This is a genomic window from Vibrio stylophorae (assembly GCF_921293875.1).
GTDB classification, from domain to species: domain Bacteria; phylum Pseudomonadota; class Gammaproteobacteria; order Enterobacterales; family Vibrionaceae; genus Vibrio_A; species Vibrio_A stylophorae.
In genome coordinates, this window is record NZ_CAKLDI010000001.1 from 2,042,675 (window position 1) to 2,059,039 (window position 16,365).

General features: G+C 48.5%; 12 protein-coding genes and 19 tRNA genes. 29 read left to right on the forward strand and 2 right to left on the reverse strand.

The annotated features are described in order from the left end of the window. Positions 1-10 precede the first annotated feature (10 nt). From ychF to L9P36_RS09460, 20 genes are all read left to right on the forward strand, one after another. Positions 11-1,102: a redox-regulated ATPase YchF gene (gene ychF / locus L9P36_RS09365; RefSeq protein WP_237466433.1), complete on the forward strand. Its 1,092-nt coding sequence runs from the start codon at positions 11-13 to the stop codon at positions 1,100-1,102. A 552-nt stretch (positions 1,103-1,654) separates the two neighbouring features. Continuing rightward, positions 1,655-1,731, forward strand: a tRNA-Met gene (locus tag L9P36_RS09370). 32 nt (positions 1,732-1,763) lie between these two features. Next, positions 1,764-1,848: transfer RNA gene (locus L9P36_RS09375), tRNA-Leu, on the forward strand. A gap of 35 nt (positions 1,849-1,883) precedes the next feature. Beyond that, positions 1,884-1,958: transfer RNA gene (locus L9P36_RS09380), tRNA-Gln, on the forward strand. Positions 1,959-2,013: 55 nt separating this feature from the next. After that, positions 2,014-2,090: transfer RNA gene (locus L9P36_RS09385), tRNA-Met, on the forward strand. 32 nt (positions 2,091-2,122) lie between these two features. Further along, a tRNA-Leu gene (locus L9P36_RS09390) sits at positions 2,123-2,207 on the forward strand. Between the two features lie 34 nt (positions 2,208-2,241). Further along, a tRNA-Gln gene (locus tag L9P36_RS09395) sits at positions 2,242-2,316 on the forward strand. A 44-nt stretch (positions 2,317-2,360) separates the two neighbouring features. Next, positions 2,361-2,445: transfer RNA gene (locus tag L9P36_RS09400), tRNA-Leu, on the forward strand. A gap of 28 nt (positions 2,446-2,473) precedes the next feature. Next, positions 2,474-2,548: transfer RNA gene (locus tag L9P36_RS09405), tRNA-Gln, on the forward strand. A 55-nt stretch (positions 2,549-2,603) separates the two neighbouring features. Continuing rightward, positions 2,604-2,680 (forward strand) — tRNA-Met (locus tag L9P36_RS09410). A 32-nt stretch (positions 2,681-2,712) separates the two neighbouring features. Beyond that, a tRNA-Leu gene (locus tag L9P36_RS09415) sits at positions 2,713-2,797 on the forward strand. Positions 2,798-2,831: 34 nt separating this feature from the next. After that, positions 2,832-2,906 (forward strand) — tRNA-Gln (locus tag L9P36_RS09420). 44 nt (positions 2,907-2,950) lie between these two features. Further along, positions 2,951-3,035, forward strand: a tRNA-Leu gene (locus L9P36_RS09425). Positions 3,036-3,063: 28 nt separating this feature from the next. After that, a tRNA-Gln gene (locus L9P36_RS09430) sits at positions 3,064-3,138 on the forward strand. A gap of 30 nt (positions 3,139-3,168) precedes the next feature. After that, positions 3,169-3,245 (forward strand) — tRNA-Met (locus tag L9P36_RS09435). A 32-nt stretch (positions 3,246-3,277) separates the two neighbouring features. After that, positions 3,278-3,362 (forward strand) — tRNA-Leu (locus L9P36_RS09440). Between the two features lie 34 nt (positions 3,363-3,396). After that, positions 3,397-3,471, forward strand: a tRNA-Gln gene (locus tag L9P36_RS09445). A 44-nt stretch (positions 3,472-3,515) separates the two neighbouring features. Further along, a tRNA-Leu gene (locus L9P36_RS09450) sits at positions 3,516-3,600 on the forward strand. A 29-nt stretch (positions 3,601-3,629) separates the two neighbouring features. After that, positions 3,630-3,704, forward strand: a tRNA-Gln gene (locus L9P36_RS09455). An 89-nt stretch (positions 3,705-3,793) separates the two neighbouring features. Further along, positions 3,794-3,878 (forward strand) — tRNA-Leu (locus tag L9P36_RS09460). A 220-nt stretch (positions 3,879-4,098) separates the two neighbouring features. On the opposite strand, the gene L9P36_RS09465 is transcribed toward L9P36_RS09460, so the two are convergent. Beyond that, the gene (locus tag L9P36_RS09465) at positions 4,099-5,283 is read right to left on the reverse strand and encodes an FAD-dependent monooxygenase (protein ID WP_237466434.1); all 1,185 of its coding nucleotides are present in this window, start codon (positions 5,281-5,283) and stop codon (positions 4,099-4,101) included. A 281-nt stretch (positions 5,284-5,564) separates the two neighbouring features. Between L9P36_RS09465 and miaB the strand changes: the two genes are divergently transcribed. Genes miaB through lnt form a run of 5 tightly spaced genes read left to right on the forward strand, consistent with a single transcriptional unit; the run spans position 5,565 to position 11,047 of the window. Further along, complete coding sequence (miaB, locus tag L9P36_RS09470) at positions 5,565-6,989, forward strand: tRNA (N6-isopentenyl adenosine(37)-C2)-methylthiotransferase MiaB (protein WP_237466435.1); 1,425 nt, start codon at positions 5,565-5,567, stop codon at positions 6,987-6,989. A gap of 42 nt (positions 6,990-7,031) precedes the next feature. Continuing rightward, entirely contained in the window at positions 7,032-8,090 is a 1,059-nt protein-coding gene (locus L9P36_RS09475; protein WP_237466436.1) for a PhoH family protein, read from the forward strand. Continuing rightward, positions 8,090-8,560 carry an rRNA maturation RNase YbeY gene (gene ybeY / locus L9P36_RS09480; protein ID WP_237466437.1) on the forward strand — a complete coding sequence of 157 codons (471 nt, stop codon included), beginning with the start codon at positions 8,090-8,092 and terminating at the stop codon, positions 8,558-8,560. The genes L9P36_RS09475 and ybeY overlap by 1 nt, the downstream gene beginning before the upstream one ends. Before the next feature lie 54 nt (positions 8,561-8,614). Beyond that, positions 8,615-9,487 (forward strand): CNNM family magnesium/cobalt transport protein CorC, encoded by an 873-nt coding sequence (gene corC, locus L9P36_RS09485; RefSeq protein WP_237466438.1) that lies wholly within the window; start codon positions 8,615-8,617, stop codon positions 9,485-9,487. Between the two features lie 9 nt (positions 9,488-9,496). Continuing rightward, a complete protein-coding gene (lnt, locus tag L9P36_RS09490; RefSeq protein WP_435532739.1) occupies positions 9,497-11,047 on the forward strand; it encodes an apolipoprotein N-acyltransferase in 1,551 nt (516 codons plus the stop codon). 105 nt (positions 11,048-11,152) lie between these two features. On the opposite strand, the gene L9P36_RS09495 is transcribed toward lnt, so the two are convergent. Continuing rightward, on the reverse strand, positions 11,153-11,638 hold the full coding sequence (locus L9P36_RS09495) for a zinc ribbon-containing protein (protein ID WP_237466440.1): 486 nt from the start codon (positions 11,636-11,638) through the stop codon (positions 11,153-11,155). Between the two features lie 116 nt (positions 11,639-11,754). On the opposite strand from L9P36_RS09495, the gene leuS reads away from it, so the two are divergent. The 4 genes from leuS to rsfS are packed head-to-tail and all read left to right on the forward strand — an operon-like array spanning position 11,755 to position 16,362. Beyond that, positions 11,755-14,328, forward strand: coding sequence for a leucine--tRNA ligase (gene leuS, locus L9P36_RS09500; RefSeq protein ID WP_237466441.1), 2,574 nt, complete (start codon positions 11,755-11,757; stop codon positions 14,326-14,328). A gap of 53 nt (positions 14,329-14,381) precedes the next feature. Further along, complete coding sequence (locus L9P36_RS09505) at positions 14,382-14,933, forward strand: LPS-assembly lipoprotein LptE (protein WP_237466442.1); 552 nt, start codon at positions 14,382-14,384, stop codon at positions 14,931-14,933. Positions 14,934-14,938: 5 nt separating this feature from the next. Continuing rightward, a complete protein-coding gene (holA, locus tag L9P36_RS09510) occupies positions 14,939-15,991 on the forward strand; it encodes a DNA polymerase III subunit delta (RefSeq protein WP_237466443.1) in 1,053 nt (350 codons plus the stop codon). Between the two features lie 53 nt (positions 15,992-16,044). After that, positions 16,045-16,362, forward strand: a complete 318-nt coding sequence (gene rsfS, locus L9P36_RS09515) for a ribosome silencing factor (RefSeq protein ID WP_290368688.1) — start codon at positions 16,045-16,047, stop codon at positions 16,360-16,362. Positions 16,363-16,365: the final 3 nt, after the last annotated feature.

Below are 16,365 nucleotides of genomic sequence, written 5' to 3' on the forward strand. Positions count from 1 at the left end.
GGGCTCTATCATGGGTTTTAAATGTGGCATCGTTGGCTTGCCTAACGTCGGTAAATCTACCCTATTTAACGCACTCACCAAAGCTGGTATCGAAGCGGCAAACTTCCCTTTCTGTACCATTGAGCCAAACACAGGTGTGGTCCCTGTTCCTGATCCACGTATGGAAGCGCTGGCAGAAATCGTAAAACCAGAGCGCATCCTGCCAACGACAATGGAGTTCGTGGATATTGCAGGTTTGGTTGCTGGCGCTTCAAAAGGTGAAGGTCTTGGCAATAAATTCCTTGCCAATATTCGTGAAACCGATGCCATTGGTCACGTGGTTCGCTGCTTTGAAAACGAAAACATCGTACACGTTGCTGGCCGTATCAACCCACTTGAAGATATCGATATCATCAACCTAGAACTCGCCATGGCTGACCTTGACACCTGTGAGCGTGCCATGCAGCGCCTTGCAAAACGCGCAAAAGGTGGTGATAACGATGCGAAATTCGAAATCAAAGTGCTAGAAAAAATGCTGCCAGTACTGACCGAAGGTGGCATGGCGCGTTCTATGGATCTGAGCAAAGAAGAGATGGCAGCCATCGATTACCTGCACTTCTTGACACTCAAACCAACCATGTACATCGCCAACGTCAATGATGATGGCTTCGAAAACAACCCATTCCTTGATCTTGTGATGGCACGAGCAGCAGAAGAAAACGCAGTTGTGGTCCCAGTTTGCGCGGCAATGGAATCAGAAATTGCTGAGCTTGATGATGCTGACCGTGAAGAGTTCTTGGCAGATATGGGCATCGAAGAACCAGGCCTTAACCGTGTGATCCGTTCTGGTTACGAGCTTCTTGCGCTGCAAACTTACTTCACCGCTGGCGTGAAAGAAGTCCGTGCATGGACCATCCCTGTGGGTGCAACAGCGCCAAAAGCAGCGGCAGTGATCCACACCGACTTTGAAAAAGGCTTTATTCGTGCAGAAGTCGTCGGTTATGACGATTTCATCACCTACCGCGGTGAAAACGGTGCGAAAGATGCCGGTAAATGGCGCTTGGAAGGTAAAGAATACATCGTCAAAGATGGTGATGTAATGCACTTCCGCTTCAACGTTTAATCACGTTTAGCGCAATAAAAAACGCAGCTTCGGCTGCGTTTTTTTATGTGTTTTATTCAAAATTTCGACGCAACATTCTTTTCTAGTCACCAACTATTCTTTTCTAATCACGAACGGGCTTATAGCTAAGCGCCTAAATCTAGCCAGCAAAATATGGGAAGATCCTAGGCAAAGCGCAACAAAACGCCAAAAAATAAGACAAGGCAACACAATTTTGCCTGTCAGCAAATCACTCACGACGAAAGCACGTCAATATCATTGGCTATATCTTCAGCGACATTTGCAAACACGCTTTTCAGTCACCTCTTTTGCTTCGCCCGAACGCCATGATGCATGCATTTAATTTACAAACCAGCAACCGATTTTTGATGTTTTTTACAGCGACTTTTGTCGCACTATCAATCGCTTTGTTTAAAATCCACGCGAACGCGCTGAGAATCGCGTTTTTTCCAAAAAAATGGTTGACGCTTTTCCCTGAGATTAGCATAATGCGCCCCGCAGTCAGGACGGAGACCACAAAGCAGTGAGCCACCGACCGATGCAAAATATGTAGGCTACGTAGCTCAGCTGGTTAGAGCACATCACTCATAATGATGGGGTCACAGGTTCAAATCCCGTCGTAGCCACCATTCTCACCTAAACGTGAGAACACAATTTGAATGCGGAAGTGGCGAAATTGGTAGACGCACCAGATTTAGGTTCTGGCGCCGCGAGGTGTGAGAGTTCGAGTCTCTCCTTCCGCACCATTCAAGTTGTAATAGTTCATTCAGTTGAACACTGTAGGTCTATCGCCAAGCGGTAAGGCAACGGGTTTTGATCCCGTCATCCCCTGGTTCGAATCCAGGTAGACCTGCCACAAATTCTTTGTTACACTGCTCCGCCCTTGTGCTAGCAGGGTAAGAAAACAAGATGGCTACGTAGCTCAGCTGGTTAGAGCACATCACTCATAATGATGGGGTCACAGGTTCAAATCCCGTCGTAGCCACCATTCTCACCTAATCGTGAGAACACAATTTGAATGCGGAAGTGGCGAAATTGGTAGACGCACCAGATTTAGGTTCTGGCGCCGCGAGGTGTGAGAGTTCGAGTCTCTCCTTCCGCACCATTCAAATTGTAAAGTTCATTCAATTGAACACTGTAGGTCTATCGCCAAGCGGTAAGGCAACGGGTTTTGATCCCGTCATTCCCTGGTTCGAATCCAGGTAGACCTGCCATATTTTAGTTGTTTTGCTGATAAGCGGAATGACGATAAAAATTTGCGGAAGTGGCGAAATTGGTAGACGCACCAGATTTAGGTTCTGGCGCCGCGAGGTGTGAGAGTTCGAGTCTCTCCTTCCGCACCATAATTTAGATAGTAAAAACTATCGCTGTAGGTCTATCGCCAAGCGGTAAGGCAACGGGTTTTGATCCCGTCATCCCCTGGTTCGAATCCAGGTAGACCTGCCACAAATTCTTTGTTACACTGCTCCGCCCTTGTGCTAGCAGGGTAAGAAAACAAGATGGCTACGTAGCTCAGCTGGTTAGAGCACATCACTCATAATGATGGGGTCACAGGTTCAAATCCCGTCGTAGCCACCATTCTCACCTAATCGTGAGAACACAATTTGAATGCGGAAGTGGCGAAATTGGTAGACGCACCAGATTTAGGTTCTGGCGCCGCGAGGTGTGAGAGTTCGAGTCTCTCCTTCCGCACCATTCAAATTGTAAAGTTCATTCAATTGAACACTGTAGGTCTATCGCCAAGCGGTAAGGCAACGGGTTTTGATCCCGTCATTCCCTGGTTCGAATCCAGGTAGACCTGCCATATTTTAGTTGTTTTGCTGATAAGCGGAATGACGATAAAAATTTGCGGAAGTGGCGAAATTGGTAGACGCACCAGATTTAGGTTCTGGCGCCGCGAGGTGTGAGAGTTCGAGTCTCTCCTTCCGCACCATAATTTAGATAGTAAAAACTATCGCTGTAGGTCTATCGCCAAGCGGTAAGGCAACGGGTTTTGATCCCGTCATTCCCTGGTTCGAATCCAGGTAGACCTGCCATTATTCTCTAAGGTTTGCCTTAGAAAAGTTGGCTACGTAGCTCAGCTGGTTAGAGCACATCACTCATAATGATGGGGTCACAGGTTCAAATCCCGTCGTAGCCACCATTCTCACCTAATCGTGAGAACACAATTTGAATGCGGAAGTGGCGAAATTGGTAGACGCACCAGATTTAGGTTCTGGCGCCGCGAGGTGTGAGAGTTCGAGTCTCTCCTTCCGCACCATTCAAATTGTAAAGTTCATTCAGTTGAACACTGTAGGTCTATCGCCAAGCGGTAAGGCAACGGGTTTTGATCCCGTCATCCCCTGGTTCGAATCCAGGTAGACCTGCCATATTTTAGTTGTTTTGCTGATAAGCGGAATGACGATAAAAATTTGCGGAAGTGGCGAAATTGGTAGACGCACCAGATTTAGGTTCTGGCGCCGCGAGGTGTGAGAGTTCGAGTCTCTCCTTCCGCACCATTAATTAGATAGCACTGGCTGTCATCTGCAGGTCTATCGCCAAGCGGTAAGGCAACGGGTTTTGATCCCGTCATTCCCTGGTTCGAATCCAGGTAGACCTGCCACTTTTCTCTAAGATTGAAAAATCTTAGAACTGACAACGAAACAATTGCACCAGAGTTCAACTCAGCCACGCAATTGATTCTACAAACATGCGGAAGTGGCGAAATTGGTAGACGCACCAGATTTAGGTTCTGGCGCCGCGAGGTGTGAGAGTTCGAGTCTCTCCTTCCGCACCATGATTGAGCCCAGCAGTGATATTCATTGCTGGGCTTTTTCTTTATCGATATTTTTCCCTTCATAGCCTCACATCAAATCAGGCAACATAACGCTCTAATCACGCGACTGAGCTATATGTTTTCGCTCCGCCCCCATAAGCGACAAACCTTAGATATAAAAAAGCCGCATCACTGCGGCTTAGAACAAGTTGCCTCACTTAAACGCGAGGATCGCATTGACTTAAAGTCCTAGGGCATAACTCAGGGCCAGTTTTTTCAATGGCCCGGCTCGCTGAGCGAGCGCCAATCCCGCATTGCGAGCGATCTTCAGCGGCAAACAGTCATTACTAAAACCTAAGTAGAAACTATCCATAGCACTTTGCATCAGCCAGTTATCGGGTTGTCTGCGCTGCTGATAGACTTGCAAGGTCTCTTGCTGACACCAATGCGCCTGACGCTTTTCCATCTCTTCGAGTAGCACGGCCACATCTTTAAAGCCGAGATTCACACCCTGCCCCGCTAATGGATGAATGGTATGAGCTGCATCCCCCAATAACGCCAGACTCGGCGCGATATAGGTTTTGGCATGGCGACGACGCAGTGGAAAACTGCCACGAGAAATAATCGCGACTTCACCAAGCTTCTCTGGAAATGCCTGCATCACCTGCTCGCTAAGCTGTGATAGATGCATCTGACTTAACGCTTGAATGCGTTTAGGATTGTCATACCACACCAAGCAAGTGTGCGATTCACTGAGTGGCAGTAAAGCGCGCGGGCCGGATGGTGTAAACCACTGCCAAGTTTGCTCAAGGTGCGGTGTTTGCGTTTCAGCAATCATCAGTAAGCAGTGCTGCCGATAATCAAATTCAGACAGACCAATCATCGCTTGCTGGCGGACCCAAGAATTGGCGCCATCGGCACCAATAAGCCAGCGCGTTTCAATCGCACGGCCATTTTCAAGCATCAGCTGATAATGGTCGCCACATTGAGCATTTTCACGATGCTGAGCATGAGGACTGCGTTGCCAAGACGCGGCTTTGCTTTCAACCAATTCAACCTGCGGATATTGTTTGAGCTGCTGCCACAGTGCCCATTGAATAGCGCGGTTTTCGACCATATAACCCAGCATATCGCGATCGAGGGCTTTGGCATCAAAACTCACCTTTGATTGGCCCAGCTCCCAAGTAGCAAGACTGCGATAAGGCGTTGCGCGTTGCGCTAAAACATCAGGCCAAGCACCCAATGACTCCAGCAAAGCAATGGAGCCAGCGGAAATCGCAGAGATGCGTAAATCATAGGGTTCGCTTGCGGCCACCGACTTTGGTGGCATTGTTTCTAGCAGCGCAACTTTCAACCCTAATCGAGCGCTACCAAGCGCCATCGCGGCACCCACCATGCCACCGCCAATAATGGTGATATCAAACATTTTGTCATCATCAATATGAAACCTTGACTCAAGTGTACCTAGCTCAAGTCCATCCAGCTAGTTTCACGATATTCACAGCAGATGATTCGAAATTTTACCGACAAATCTTAGGGTTATTTTCCACACAATTGGAAGCAAAAGTGACACAGGTCAGCATCTAGTCAGCACGGTTTGAAACGAGTACAATACGCCGCTTGCTAGCGATGTCAGCAGGAAGATCCGCACCCTATCTGGGTTGCAGGCTCAACACGAAGCACACATAAGTATGAGCGATAGGTAAAATGTCAAAGAAATTACTAATCAAAACCTGGGGCTGTCAGATGAACGAATACGATTCATCAAAAATGGCCGATCTTCTCAATAGCACCAATGGCTACGAGCTGACAGAGATCCCAGAAGAAGCTGATGTGCTGCTTTTGAATACCTGTTCAATTCGTGAAAAAGCGCAGGAAAAAGTATTCCATCAGCTCGGTCGTTGGAAAACACTCAAAGATGCACGCCCACACATCGTCATTGGTGTTGGTGGCTGCGTTGCTACCCAAGAAGGCGATCACATTCGTGAACGCGCACCTTACGTTGACGTGATCTTTGGTCCACAAACCCTGCACCGCTTACCTGAGATGATCAAACAATCTCAAAGCGATGAAGCGCCAGTGATGGATATCTCATTCCCTGAGATTGAGAAATTCGACCGCCTGCCTGAGCCTCGTGCAGAAGGTCCAACGGCTTTCGTATCCATTATGGAAGGCTGTTCTAAATACTGTACTTACTGCGTGGTGCCTTATACCCGTGGTGAAGAAGTGAGTCGTCCAATGGATGACGTACTTTACGAAATTGCGCAACTTGCAGAACAAGGTGTGCGTGAAGTAAACCTATTGGGTCAAAACGTAAACGCTTACCGCGGCGCAACGTTTGATGGTGAAATCTGTAGCTTTGCTGAGCTACTTCGCCTTGTGGCATCCATTGATGGTATCGATCGTATTCGTTACACCACCAGCCACCCAATCGAATTTACCGACGATATCGTTGAAGTGTACAAAGACACCCCTGAGTTGGTGAGCTTCCTACATCTACCGGTACAAAGCGGTTCCGATCGTATTTTGACCATGATGAAGCGCCCACATACAGCGCTTGAGTACAAATCAAAGATTCGTAAGCTACGTGAAGCGCGCCCTGGTATCGCCATTAGCTCTGACTTTATTGTTGGCTTCCCAGGCGAAACTGAAGCTGACTTTGAAGCAACCATGAAGCTGATTACGGATATCGATTTCGATATGAGCTTTAGCTTTGTCTTCTCACCTCGCCCAGGGACACCAGCGGCAGATATGCCAGATGACACCCCAGAGCAAGCGAAGAAAGAGCGCTTGTACCGTTTGCAACAGCAAATCAACAGCCAAGCGATGCGCTATTCTCGCTTGATGCTTGGTACTGAGCAGCGTATTTTGGTTGAAGGCCCATCGAAGAAGAACCCAATGGAGCTTCGTGGCCGTACTGAAAATAACCGTGTGGTGAACTTTATTGGCCAGCCTGAGCTGATTGGTCAATTTGTTGATGTCACCATCACTGATGTATTCCCGAACTCACTCCGTGGTGAGTTGGTTCGCACCGAGCAAGAGATGGGTCTACGTAGCATCACCTCACCTGCTGAGATGATGAGCAAAACCCGTCGTGAAGATGAGCTAGGTGTTAGCGTCTACACACCTTAATATTTCGATGCCGCCCTTCGGGGCGGCAGCTATGAGGCTAATGTGAACAAACTGACAACCTTAGAACTGTCCCTCGAACCTGCTGATAACCACCGTCTTGCCAATCTTTGTGGCCCTTTTGATGACAATCTAAAGCTGCTTGAACGCCGCCTTGGCGTTGAAATCAACTATCGCGGCAATCAATTTTCTATCGTTGGCGAACCGCATACCAGTGAAGCGGCAAAAGCCATTTTGACCCGTCTTTATGTCGATACTGCGCCAGTCAAAGGCCAAATCGGTGACGTAGAGCCAGAGCAAATCCATTTGGCAATCAAAGAGTCTGGTGTACTTGAGCAAAACCTAGAGAGCAGTATTCCCTACGGCAAAGAGGTGATGATCAAAACCAAAAAAGGAATCATCAAACCACGGACCCCAAACCAAGCCCAATATGTGATGAACATGGTCACCCATGACATCACCTTTGGTATTGGTCCTGCGGGAACCGGTAAAACCTACCTTGCGGTTGCTGCAGCGGTTGATGCATTGGAGCGCCAAGAGATTCGACGCATTTTGCTGACGCGCCCTGCGGTTGAAGCCGGCGAAAAATTGGGCTTTTTGCCTGGCGATCTCAGTCAAAAAGTCGACCCATATTTGCGCCCGCTCTACGATGCCCTGTTTGAAATGCTTGGTTTTGAGCGTGTTGAAAAACTGATTGAGCGCAATGTAATTGAAGTCGCGCCGCTGGCTTATATGCGTGGCCGCACCCTCAATGATGCCTTTATCATTTTGGATGAAAGCCAAAACACCACGGTTGAGCAGATGAAAATGTTCCTCACCCGTATTGGCTTTAACTCACGCGCGGTGATCACCGGTGACGTTACGCAAATCGACTTACCTCGCCATACGAAATCTGGCCTGCGTCATGCTATTGAAGTGCTCGCAGAGGTCGATGAGATCAGCTTTAACATGTTCCAATCCACCGACGTCGTTCGCCATCCTGTGGTTGCGCGTATTGTCGATGCCTATGAAAAGTGGGATGCAGAACAAGCAAAAATTCAAAAAGCTGCAGCGCAAGCTCGACGTGATGCGGCAGAACACACAGCAAAACCAGAGGTTGAATAATGGAGCTGTATCTTGATCGCCAAGTCGCATGCGATGAAAGCAATCTACCTAATCAAGCTGAACTGGAAACTTGGATTCGCGCCGCATTAAGCGGTGCTGATTATCAAGATCCTGAGGCTGAGCTCACCATCCGTTTTGTGGAGCCAGCGGAAAGCCAACAACTGAACTGTGATTACCGTGGCAAGGATAAACCGACCAATGTGTTGTCCTTTCCATTTGAAGCACCTCCAGGTGTGCCAATGCCACTCCTTGGCGATCTCATTATTTGTAAACAAGTAGTTGAAATTGAAGCCAAAGAGCAGGAAAAACCAGAAATCGCACATTGGGCGCATATGGTTGTACATGGCTGCCTGCATCTGCTAGGTTATGACCATATCGAGGATGAGGAAGCCGAAGAGATGGAATCCCTCGAAACACAAGTAATGATCGGGCTTGGTTTTGCTGACCCCTATCTGGCTGAAAAAGAGTAAGCCACTTGTTGCCCGCTGCGGGCGATGCGCAGTAATTTGTATATAAGAGAGACAATGAACGACGACCATTCGCAAAGTTCTGAAGGTCCCAGTCGAAAGACCTTCTTTGGACGACTTGGCCAACTTTTTCAAGGTGAACCCAGAGACAAACAAGATCTAGTCGATGTGTTCCGCGATTCAGAAGAAAATGCCCTTATCGATCACAACACCCGCGATATGCTTGAAGGGGTGATGGAGATCGCCGAGATGCGAGTTCGGGACATTATGATCCCTCGCTCCCAAATGATCACCATTGAGCGCTCTCAACCGCTGGAAGAGATCATCGATATCATCATCAGTGCCGCACATTCGCGTTATCCGGTGATCAGCGATGATAAAGACCATGTGGAAGGGATTTTGCTTGCCAAAGACCTACTTCGCTATCTACGCTCAGATAGTGAAGCCTTTGATCTCGATAAGGTTCTACGTGAAGCTGTTGTTGTTCCTGAAAGTAAACGAGTGGATCGTCTACTCAAAGAGTTTCGTGAACAGCGCTATCATATGGCCATTGTTGTGGATGAGTTCGGCGGCGTGTCCGGCGTTGTCACCATTGAAGATATTTTGGAAGAGATTGTCGGCGACATCGAAGATGAGTTCGATGACACCGAAGGCGATGATATTCGCGCACTCAACAAACATACCTTCTCGGTCAAAGCGTTGACCACCATTGAAGATTTCAATGACATGTTTGCCACCCACTTCAGTGATGAAGAGGTGGATACCGTGGGTGGTTTGGTGATGACAAGCTTTGGTCATTTGCCATCACGCGGTGAAGTGGTGACCATTGCGGGTTACCAGTTTAAGGTCTCTGCGGCCGATAATCGCCGCGTGCTGCAGCTTCAGGTGACCATTCCTGAGGATGCGCCCGCGCCTAACCTCACGGCGTAATTCAATGTCATGATGAGCAAATCAACGCGAATCATTCATGCCCTACTGGCGCTGCTTTGCGGCGCCAGTGCTACATTGGCCTTTGCCCCTTATGGCATTTGGCCTTTGGCGTTTTTTAGCGTCACCGCATTCTTTATCTTAATCAATCAGCGCAGCGCGAAATCCGCAGCCTTGCTTGGTTTTTTCTGGGGTCTAGGCCAGTTTGGCACTGGCATCAGTTGGGTCTATCACAGCATTGCCAAGTTTGGCGGTTTACCGCTACCAGCAGGCATTGTGATTATGTTACTTCTGATTGCCTATTTAGCCCTTTACCCAGCCCTTTTTGCCTACCTCACCAATCGCTTTTTTAATCCGCAGCATTGCCGCCCATGGCTCAGATATTTAATCGCCATGCCCTTGCTCTGGCTACTTTGCGATGCGATTCGTGGCAGCCTATTTACCGGCTTCCCTTGGCTTTATTTAGGCTATAGCCAAATTGACAGTCCCCTATCGGCCATTGCCCCTGTGTTTGGCGTTCAAGGGATCACCTTAGCCATTATTTTATGCGCTAGTGCCTTGGCTTGGAGCCTAAAATGGCGCAGCCTAAAGCCACTAACCACCCTTATGGTCGTCGCGGGTGTGTGCGCGCTCTGCTGGTGGGGACAGCCTAAGTGGCTCAAAGCTGGCGAACAGAGCTATCAGGTCAGTATGATTCAGGGCAATATTCCGCAGCATCTTAAATGGCAACCACAAATGCGTGGCATCACCCTGATGCGCTACTTCGAACTGACCCGTCAACACTGGGACAGCGATATCATCATTTGGCCTGAAGCTGCACTGCCGGTGTTTGAAACCGATGTACCAGAATATCTTGCGAGTGTGGATAGTGCCGCGCGCAAAAATGGTGTCAGCGTACTAACGGGGATTATCGATCTGCGGCCAAATCATGGTGATATCTACAATAGCATTTTGGTATTAGGTGACAGCGAGCAAGACAGTTACAACTACGATACCGCGCAGCGCTATAACAAGAACCATTTAGTGCCCTTTGGTGAATTTGTACCCTTTGAGTCGTTGCTGCGAAAACTTGGCCCGCTCTTTAACTTACCCATGTCTTCGTTTAATCGCGGACCTCGTATTCAGCCTAATCTGATTGCTCATGGACTCTCCATGGCATCTGCGCTTTGCTATGAAATCGCCTTTTCTGGTTTGGTACGTAGCAATGTGCACGCGAATACCGGCGCGATTCTAACTCTGTCCAATGATGCTTGGTTTGGTAATACCATCGGCCCACACCAGCACCTCGAAATTGCACGAATGCGCGCCTTAGAGCTTGGCCGCCCAGTACTTCGCGCGACCAATACAGGAATTACCGCAGCCATTGACCTTAATGGCCAACTGATGGCAACGCTGCCGCAATTTAAAACCCAAGTGCTGACCACCACCATTCATCCCGGGGTAGGCGCCACACCATTTTGGAAATGGGGCTATCGCCCACTGTGGATTGCCAGCATATTGCTCACCATTTGGGGCCTGTGGCAGCGACGCAAGCAGAAAAAAGTGCTCAGCCAAAGACAGTAGCGCAATCAGCCAGAACAAGAGCCCCCCAAATCAATGGCTCAGCATCTGAATCACTGGCGTCATAAAAATCGGAATAAAAAAAGCAGCCTAGGCTGCTTTTTTCGATTATGGCTCAAAGGATTTTCGATGAAAGCGCTGGCAACCACACTCGGGGCAAGCATCAATCACCTCAGGATAAGTGATCATTTTTTGCCAGTGGCACGACTCGCAGCACAAACGGCCAAAACCAATCATCTCACCGGCATGATAAACACCATGATGCTCTAAATCTTGAGTCAGCTCATGCCACTCCACTTGGGTCTTATCGGTAATATCGGCAAGCCCAGCCCAAATCGAGTCACTGACCAGCTGATAAAATGGACTGTCAGTAAAAGAGCTTTCCTGACTTTCCTTTAAATCCTTGCGAAACTCACTCATATCACGTTTGACATAAGCAGCAATTAAAGACCATTCATCCTTGGTCATCTCTTCCAGCGCATCCAAATAGGGTGCCCCTTGGTCTAACCAACGCTTCAACTCCTCGGGACTGTTGGCCATGCTGCGGGTAATTTTCGCCAATAAGGCTTCATAATCGGCTTTTTGTTTACTCATAAAGCACCTTTCTCATTCAGCTATTGTTGACACTAGCGCCTTTGGTTATCCTATGCCGATTAAGTATTATCGGTTCCAACCGAACTCACAAATCTGAAGATAACCGGACATCACTGATGCAAGATCAATATAACCCGCAAGAGATTGAACAGAAGGTTCAAAAACACTGGGATGAAAACCAGACCTTTGCCGTCACGGAAGACGACAATAAAGAGAAGTTCTACTGTCTATCCATGTTCCCGTACCCAAGTGGTCGACTGCACATGGGTCACGTGCGCAACTACACCATTGGTGATGTGATCTCTCGTTATCAACGTATGCAAGGCAAAAACGTGATGCAACCTATTGGCTGGGATGCCTTTGGTCTGCCTGCGGAAAACGCTGCGGTGAAAAACAACACAGCACCAGCGCCTTGGACTTACGAAAACATCGAATACATGAAAAACCAGCTCAAACTCTTGGGCTTTGGTTATGACTGGAACCGTGAATTTGCCACCTGTACCCCTGAGTACTACCGCTGGGAACAAGAGTTCTTCACTAAGCTTTACGAAAAAGGCTTGGTTTACAAAAAGACCTCTTCAGTAAACTGGTGTCCAAATGACCAAACCGTGCTTGCCAACGAGCAAGTGGAAGATGGCTGCTGCTGGCGCTGTGATACCCCTGTAGAACAAAAAGAGATTCCACAGTGGTTTATTAAGATCACCGCTTACGCGCAAGAGCTGCTAGACGATCTTGATAGCCTTGAAGGCTGGCCTGAGATGGTAAAAACCATGCAGCGCAACTGGATTGGTCGCTCTGAAGGTGTGGAGCTAAAATTTGCAGTTGCAGGTCAATCAGACCTTGAGGTTTATACCACACGTCCAGATACCCTCATGGGTGTGACTTATGTAGGTATCGCAGCAGGTCACCCACTAGCAACACTCGCAGCGCAAAGCAATCCAGCACTGGCGGCATTCATCGATGAGTGTAAAAACACCAAGGTTGCAGAAGCTGAGCTTGCGACCATGGAGAAAAAAGGGATGGATACCGGCCTGACCGCGATCCACCCACTCAACGGTCGTGAAGTGCCAATCTATGTCGCCAACTTCGTATTGATGGATTATGGTACAGGCGCTGTCATGGCGGTTCCTGCGCACGACCAACGTGACTTTGAATTCGCAACTAAGTACGGCCTAGACATCATTCCTGTGATCAAGCCAGCTGATGGTAGCGCACTAGACGTCTCAGAAGCAGCATACACCGAAAAAGGCGTATTGTTTGATTCTGGCGAATTTGATGGTCTTGCATTCCAAGAAGCATTCGATGCCATCGCAGCCAAGCTTGAAGCTGAAGGCAAAGGCGTGAAAACCGTGAACTTCCGTCTTCGTGACTGGGGTGTTTCACGTCAACGTTACTGGGGTGCGCCAATCCCAATGGTGACCACTGAAGATGGTGTTGTTCATCCAGTACCAGCAGAACAACTACCCGTGATTCTGCCTGAAGATGTGGTGATGGATGGTGTAACAAGCCCTATCAAAGCGGATAAAGAGTGGGCGAAGACCACCTTTAACGGTGAGCCTGCGCTACGTGAAACTGACACCTTTGATACCTTTATGGAATCATCTTGGTACTACGCACGTTACTGTAGCCCTCAAGCCGACGATATTTTGGATGCTGATAAAGCCAACTACTGGCTACCGGTTGACCAATACATCGGTGGTATCGAACACGCCTGTATGCACCTTTTGTACTCACGTTTCTTCCACAAGTTGCTGCGTGATGCAGGTTATGTAACGTCAGATGAACCATTCAAGAAGCTACTTTGCCAAGGTATGGTGCTGGCAGATGCCTTCTACTACACCACAGACAAAGGTGGTAAAGAGTGGGTGGCGCCAACAGATGTTCGTGTTGAGCGTGATGGTAAAGGCCGCATCGTTGCTGCGACCGACAATCACGGTCGTAACGTTGAACACTCTGGCATGATCAAAATGTCGAAGTCGAAAAATAACGGCATCGACCCACAAGAGATGGTAGATAAATACGGCGCAGATACCGTTCGTCTATTTATGATGTTCGCATCACCTGCTGAAATGACCTTGGAATGGCAAGAGTCTGGCGTTGAAGGCGCGAACCGCTTCTTGAAACGTATTTGGAAACTGGTTCACGACCACGTGAGCCAAGGTCCAGTAGACGCGCTCAATGTTGCAAGCCTCAATGGCGATCAAAAAGCACTTCGCCGCGATGTGCACAAAGCGATTGCCAAAGTAAGTGATGATGTGGGTCGTCGTCAGACCTTCAACACCGCAATCGCTGCGATCATGGAGCTGATGAACAAGCTTGGCAAAGCGCCACAACAAGAGTCGCAAGATCGCGCCATCTTGGATGAAGCACTAAAAGCAGTTGTTGCCATGCTTTACCCAATCACCCCGCACTTTAGCTTTACCCTATGGGAAGCGCTGGGTGAAGCAGATGTGGATCACGCACCATGGCCGAATTTTGATGAAAGCGCTTTGGTTGAAGATGAGAAGCTTATTGTGGTGCAAGTGAACGGTAAAGTTCGCGCTAAAATCACAGTTGCAGCAGATGCATCTTCTGAGCAAGTGCAAGAACTTGGCCTCAGCGATGAAAATGTCGCTAAATTTACTGAAGACAAGACCATCCGTAAGGTGATCTACGTTCCGGGTAAATTGCTCAACATCGTTGCCAACTAAGGTTGGCAACCCTGTTTCGCAACATCATTCGGACCGAATAAAAGGAACTCAATATGCCCCGTACTTTGCTGCGTTGGAGTGTGATTATGCTGGTCGCCTTGGTGACCAGCGGTTGTGGTTTTCACCTGCGAGGCTCCTACAGCCTACCTGCAGAAGTGACTGAACTCTCCATCACCAGTTTTGACACATACGGCACCTTAACGCGTTATTTGAAAAACCAAATTCGTCAACAAGATGTAACTGTGGTTGCGCCGCATGCCAGCGTTCCCAATTTGCATCTTCAGTCTGAATCCTTTGGTGAACGCACCGTGTCGCTTTATCAAAACGGCCGCGCAGCTGAGTATGAGCTGAGTTTAACTGTGGCTTATTCAGTCACAGTTCCCGATATGGGCACTCGCCAGTATTCCACTATGGTGCATCGAAATTATTTAGATAACCCATTAACGGCGCTGGCAAAATCTGTTGAGCGCGACAAGATTGAAAATGAGATGCGCCAGCAGGCGGTACAGCAGATCATTCGTCAATTGGGTCGTCTCAACACCACCTATGATGCTCAGCACGATCCCGATTCGGTGAAAGTGCGAACCCTTGAAAGTGCGCAATAGTTTCAATGCGCACTTATCCAGAACAGCTTCAGCAAAAATTAAATCAAGGCCTTCACCGCAGTTATCTTATCTGTGGTGATGAGCCTTTGCTAAAACTTGAAAGCCAACAAGCCATTATTCAGGCCGCAAAAGCCCAAGGCTTTTTAGAGCGGCATGCATTTACCCTTGATGCCAGTCTTGATTGGCAGCAAGTCTATGACTGCGCAAATGCATTAAGCCTTTTTGCGCAAAGACAGATCATTGAGCTACAAATTGGCGACAAAGGTATTGGTAAACACAGCCAAGCCCTGATTGAGCTCTGCCATATGTTGCATGATGATCTCATTTTGATTGTCAGTGGCGAGCGTCTCAACAAACAGCAGGAAAATAGCAAATGGGCCAAAGCGATCATGGCTCAGGGTTTATTTGTCCCTTGCTTGACGCCAGATAGCCAACGTCTGCCACGCTTTGTTCAGCAGCGCTGCCAGCAAGTGGGATTCAAAGCGGATACCGCCAGTATTCAGCTGTTATGCCAATGGCATGAAGGCAATTTACTCGCGCTGAGCCAAAGCCTTGAAAAACTCTCACTGCTCTACCCTGATGGTCTATTAACACTGCCACGGCTTGAAGAGGCGCTTAGCCGCCACCATCACTACACACCATTTCAATTGGTTGATAGTCTTTTGGCAGGCCAAGGCAAACGCAGCTTACGCATTTTAGAGCAGCTTGAAGCAGAAGGCGTGGAGCTCACCATTTTACTGCGCACGCTCCAAAAAGAACTGGCACAACTCATCACCCTAAGCCAAGCCATGGCACAGGGTGAAGCCATGAATCAAAGCTTTAATCGCCTACAAATTTGGCAAAATAAGCGCCCCCTTTACCAGCAAGCACTTAGCCGTTTTTCGGCCGAGTATTGGCGCCAAACTTGGCACCAACTGGCCATGCTTGAAATTCAAGTCAAACAAGATTTTGATGGCCAACATTGGCCCATGCTAAAACAATTTTGCCTGCGCTGGTGTCCACCTCATGTGAACCAGCCCCATAGCCTCACATTTGGGCATATGCAGACAGCACAATAAGGCAAAACGCCGTGCTATACTGCGCCCCTCAAGTTTTATCGGAAGGAATTTTCGTGCAAATCGAACACCTAGAACAATTCGCGGTCGAAGCAGTGGATGATATGAAAGCTGAAGCGATCGTCACCCTCAATGTAGAAGCTTTTAGCTCAATCACCAGCCGTATGGTGATTTGTACTGGTACCTCCAATCGCCATGTACATGCCATTGCCCACCATGTGGTGGAAAATGCAAAAGCACTGAAGCTGTCTGTATTTGGCACCGAAGGTGAAAAAGAGGGCGAATGGGTCGTGGTCGATCTAGGCGATGTCATGGTGCATGTGATGCAGCAAGAATCTCGCGAACGCTACCAACTCGAAAAATTGTGGAGTTAGTCG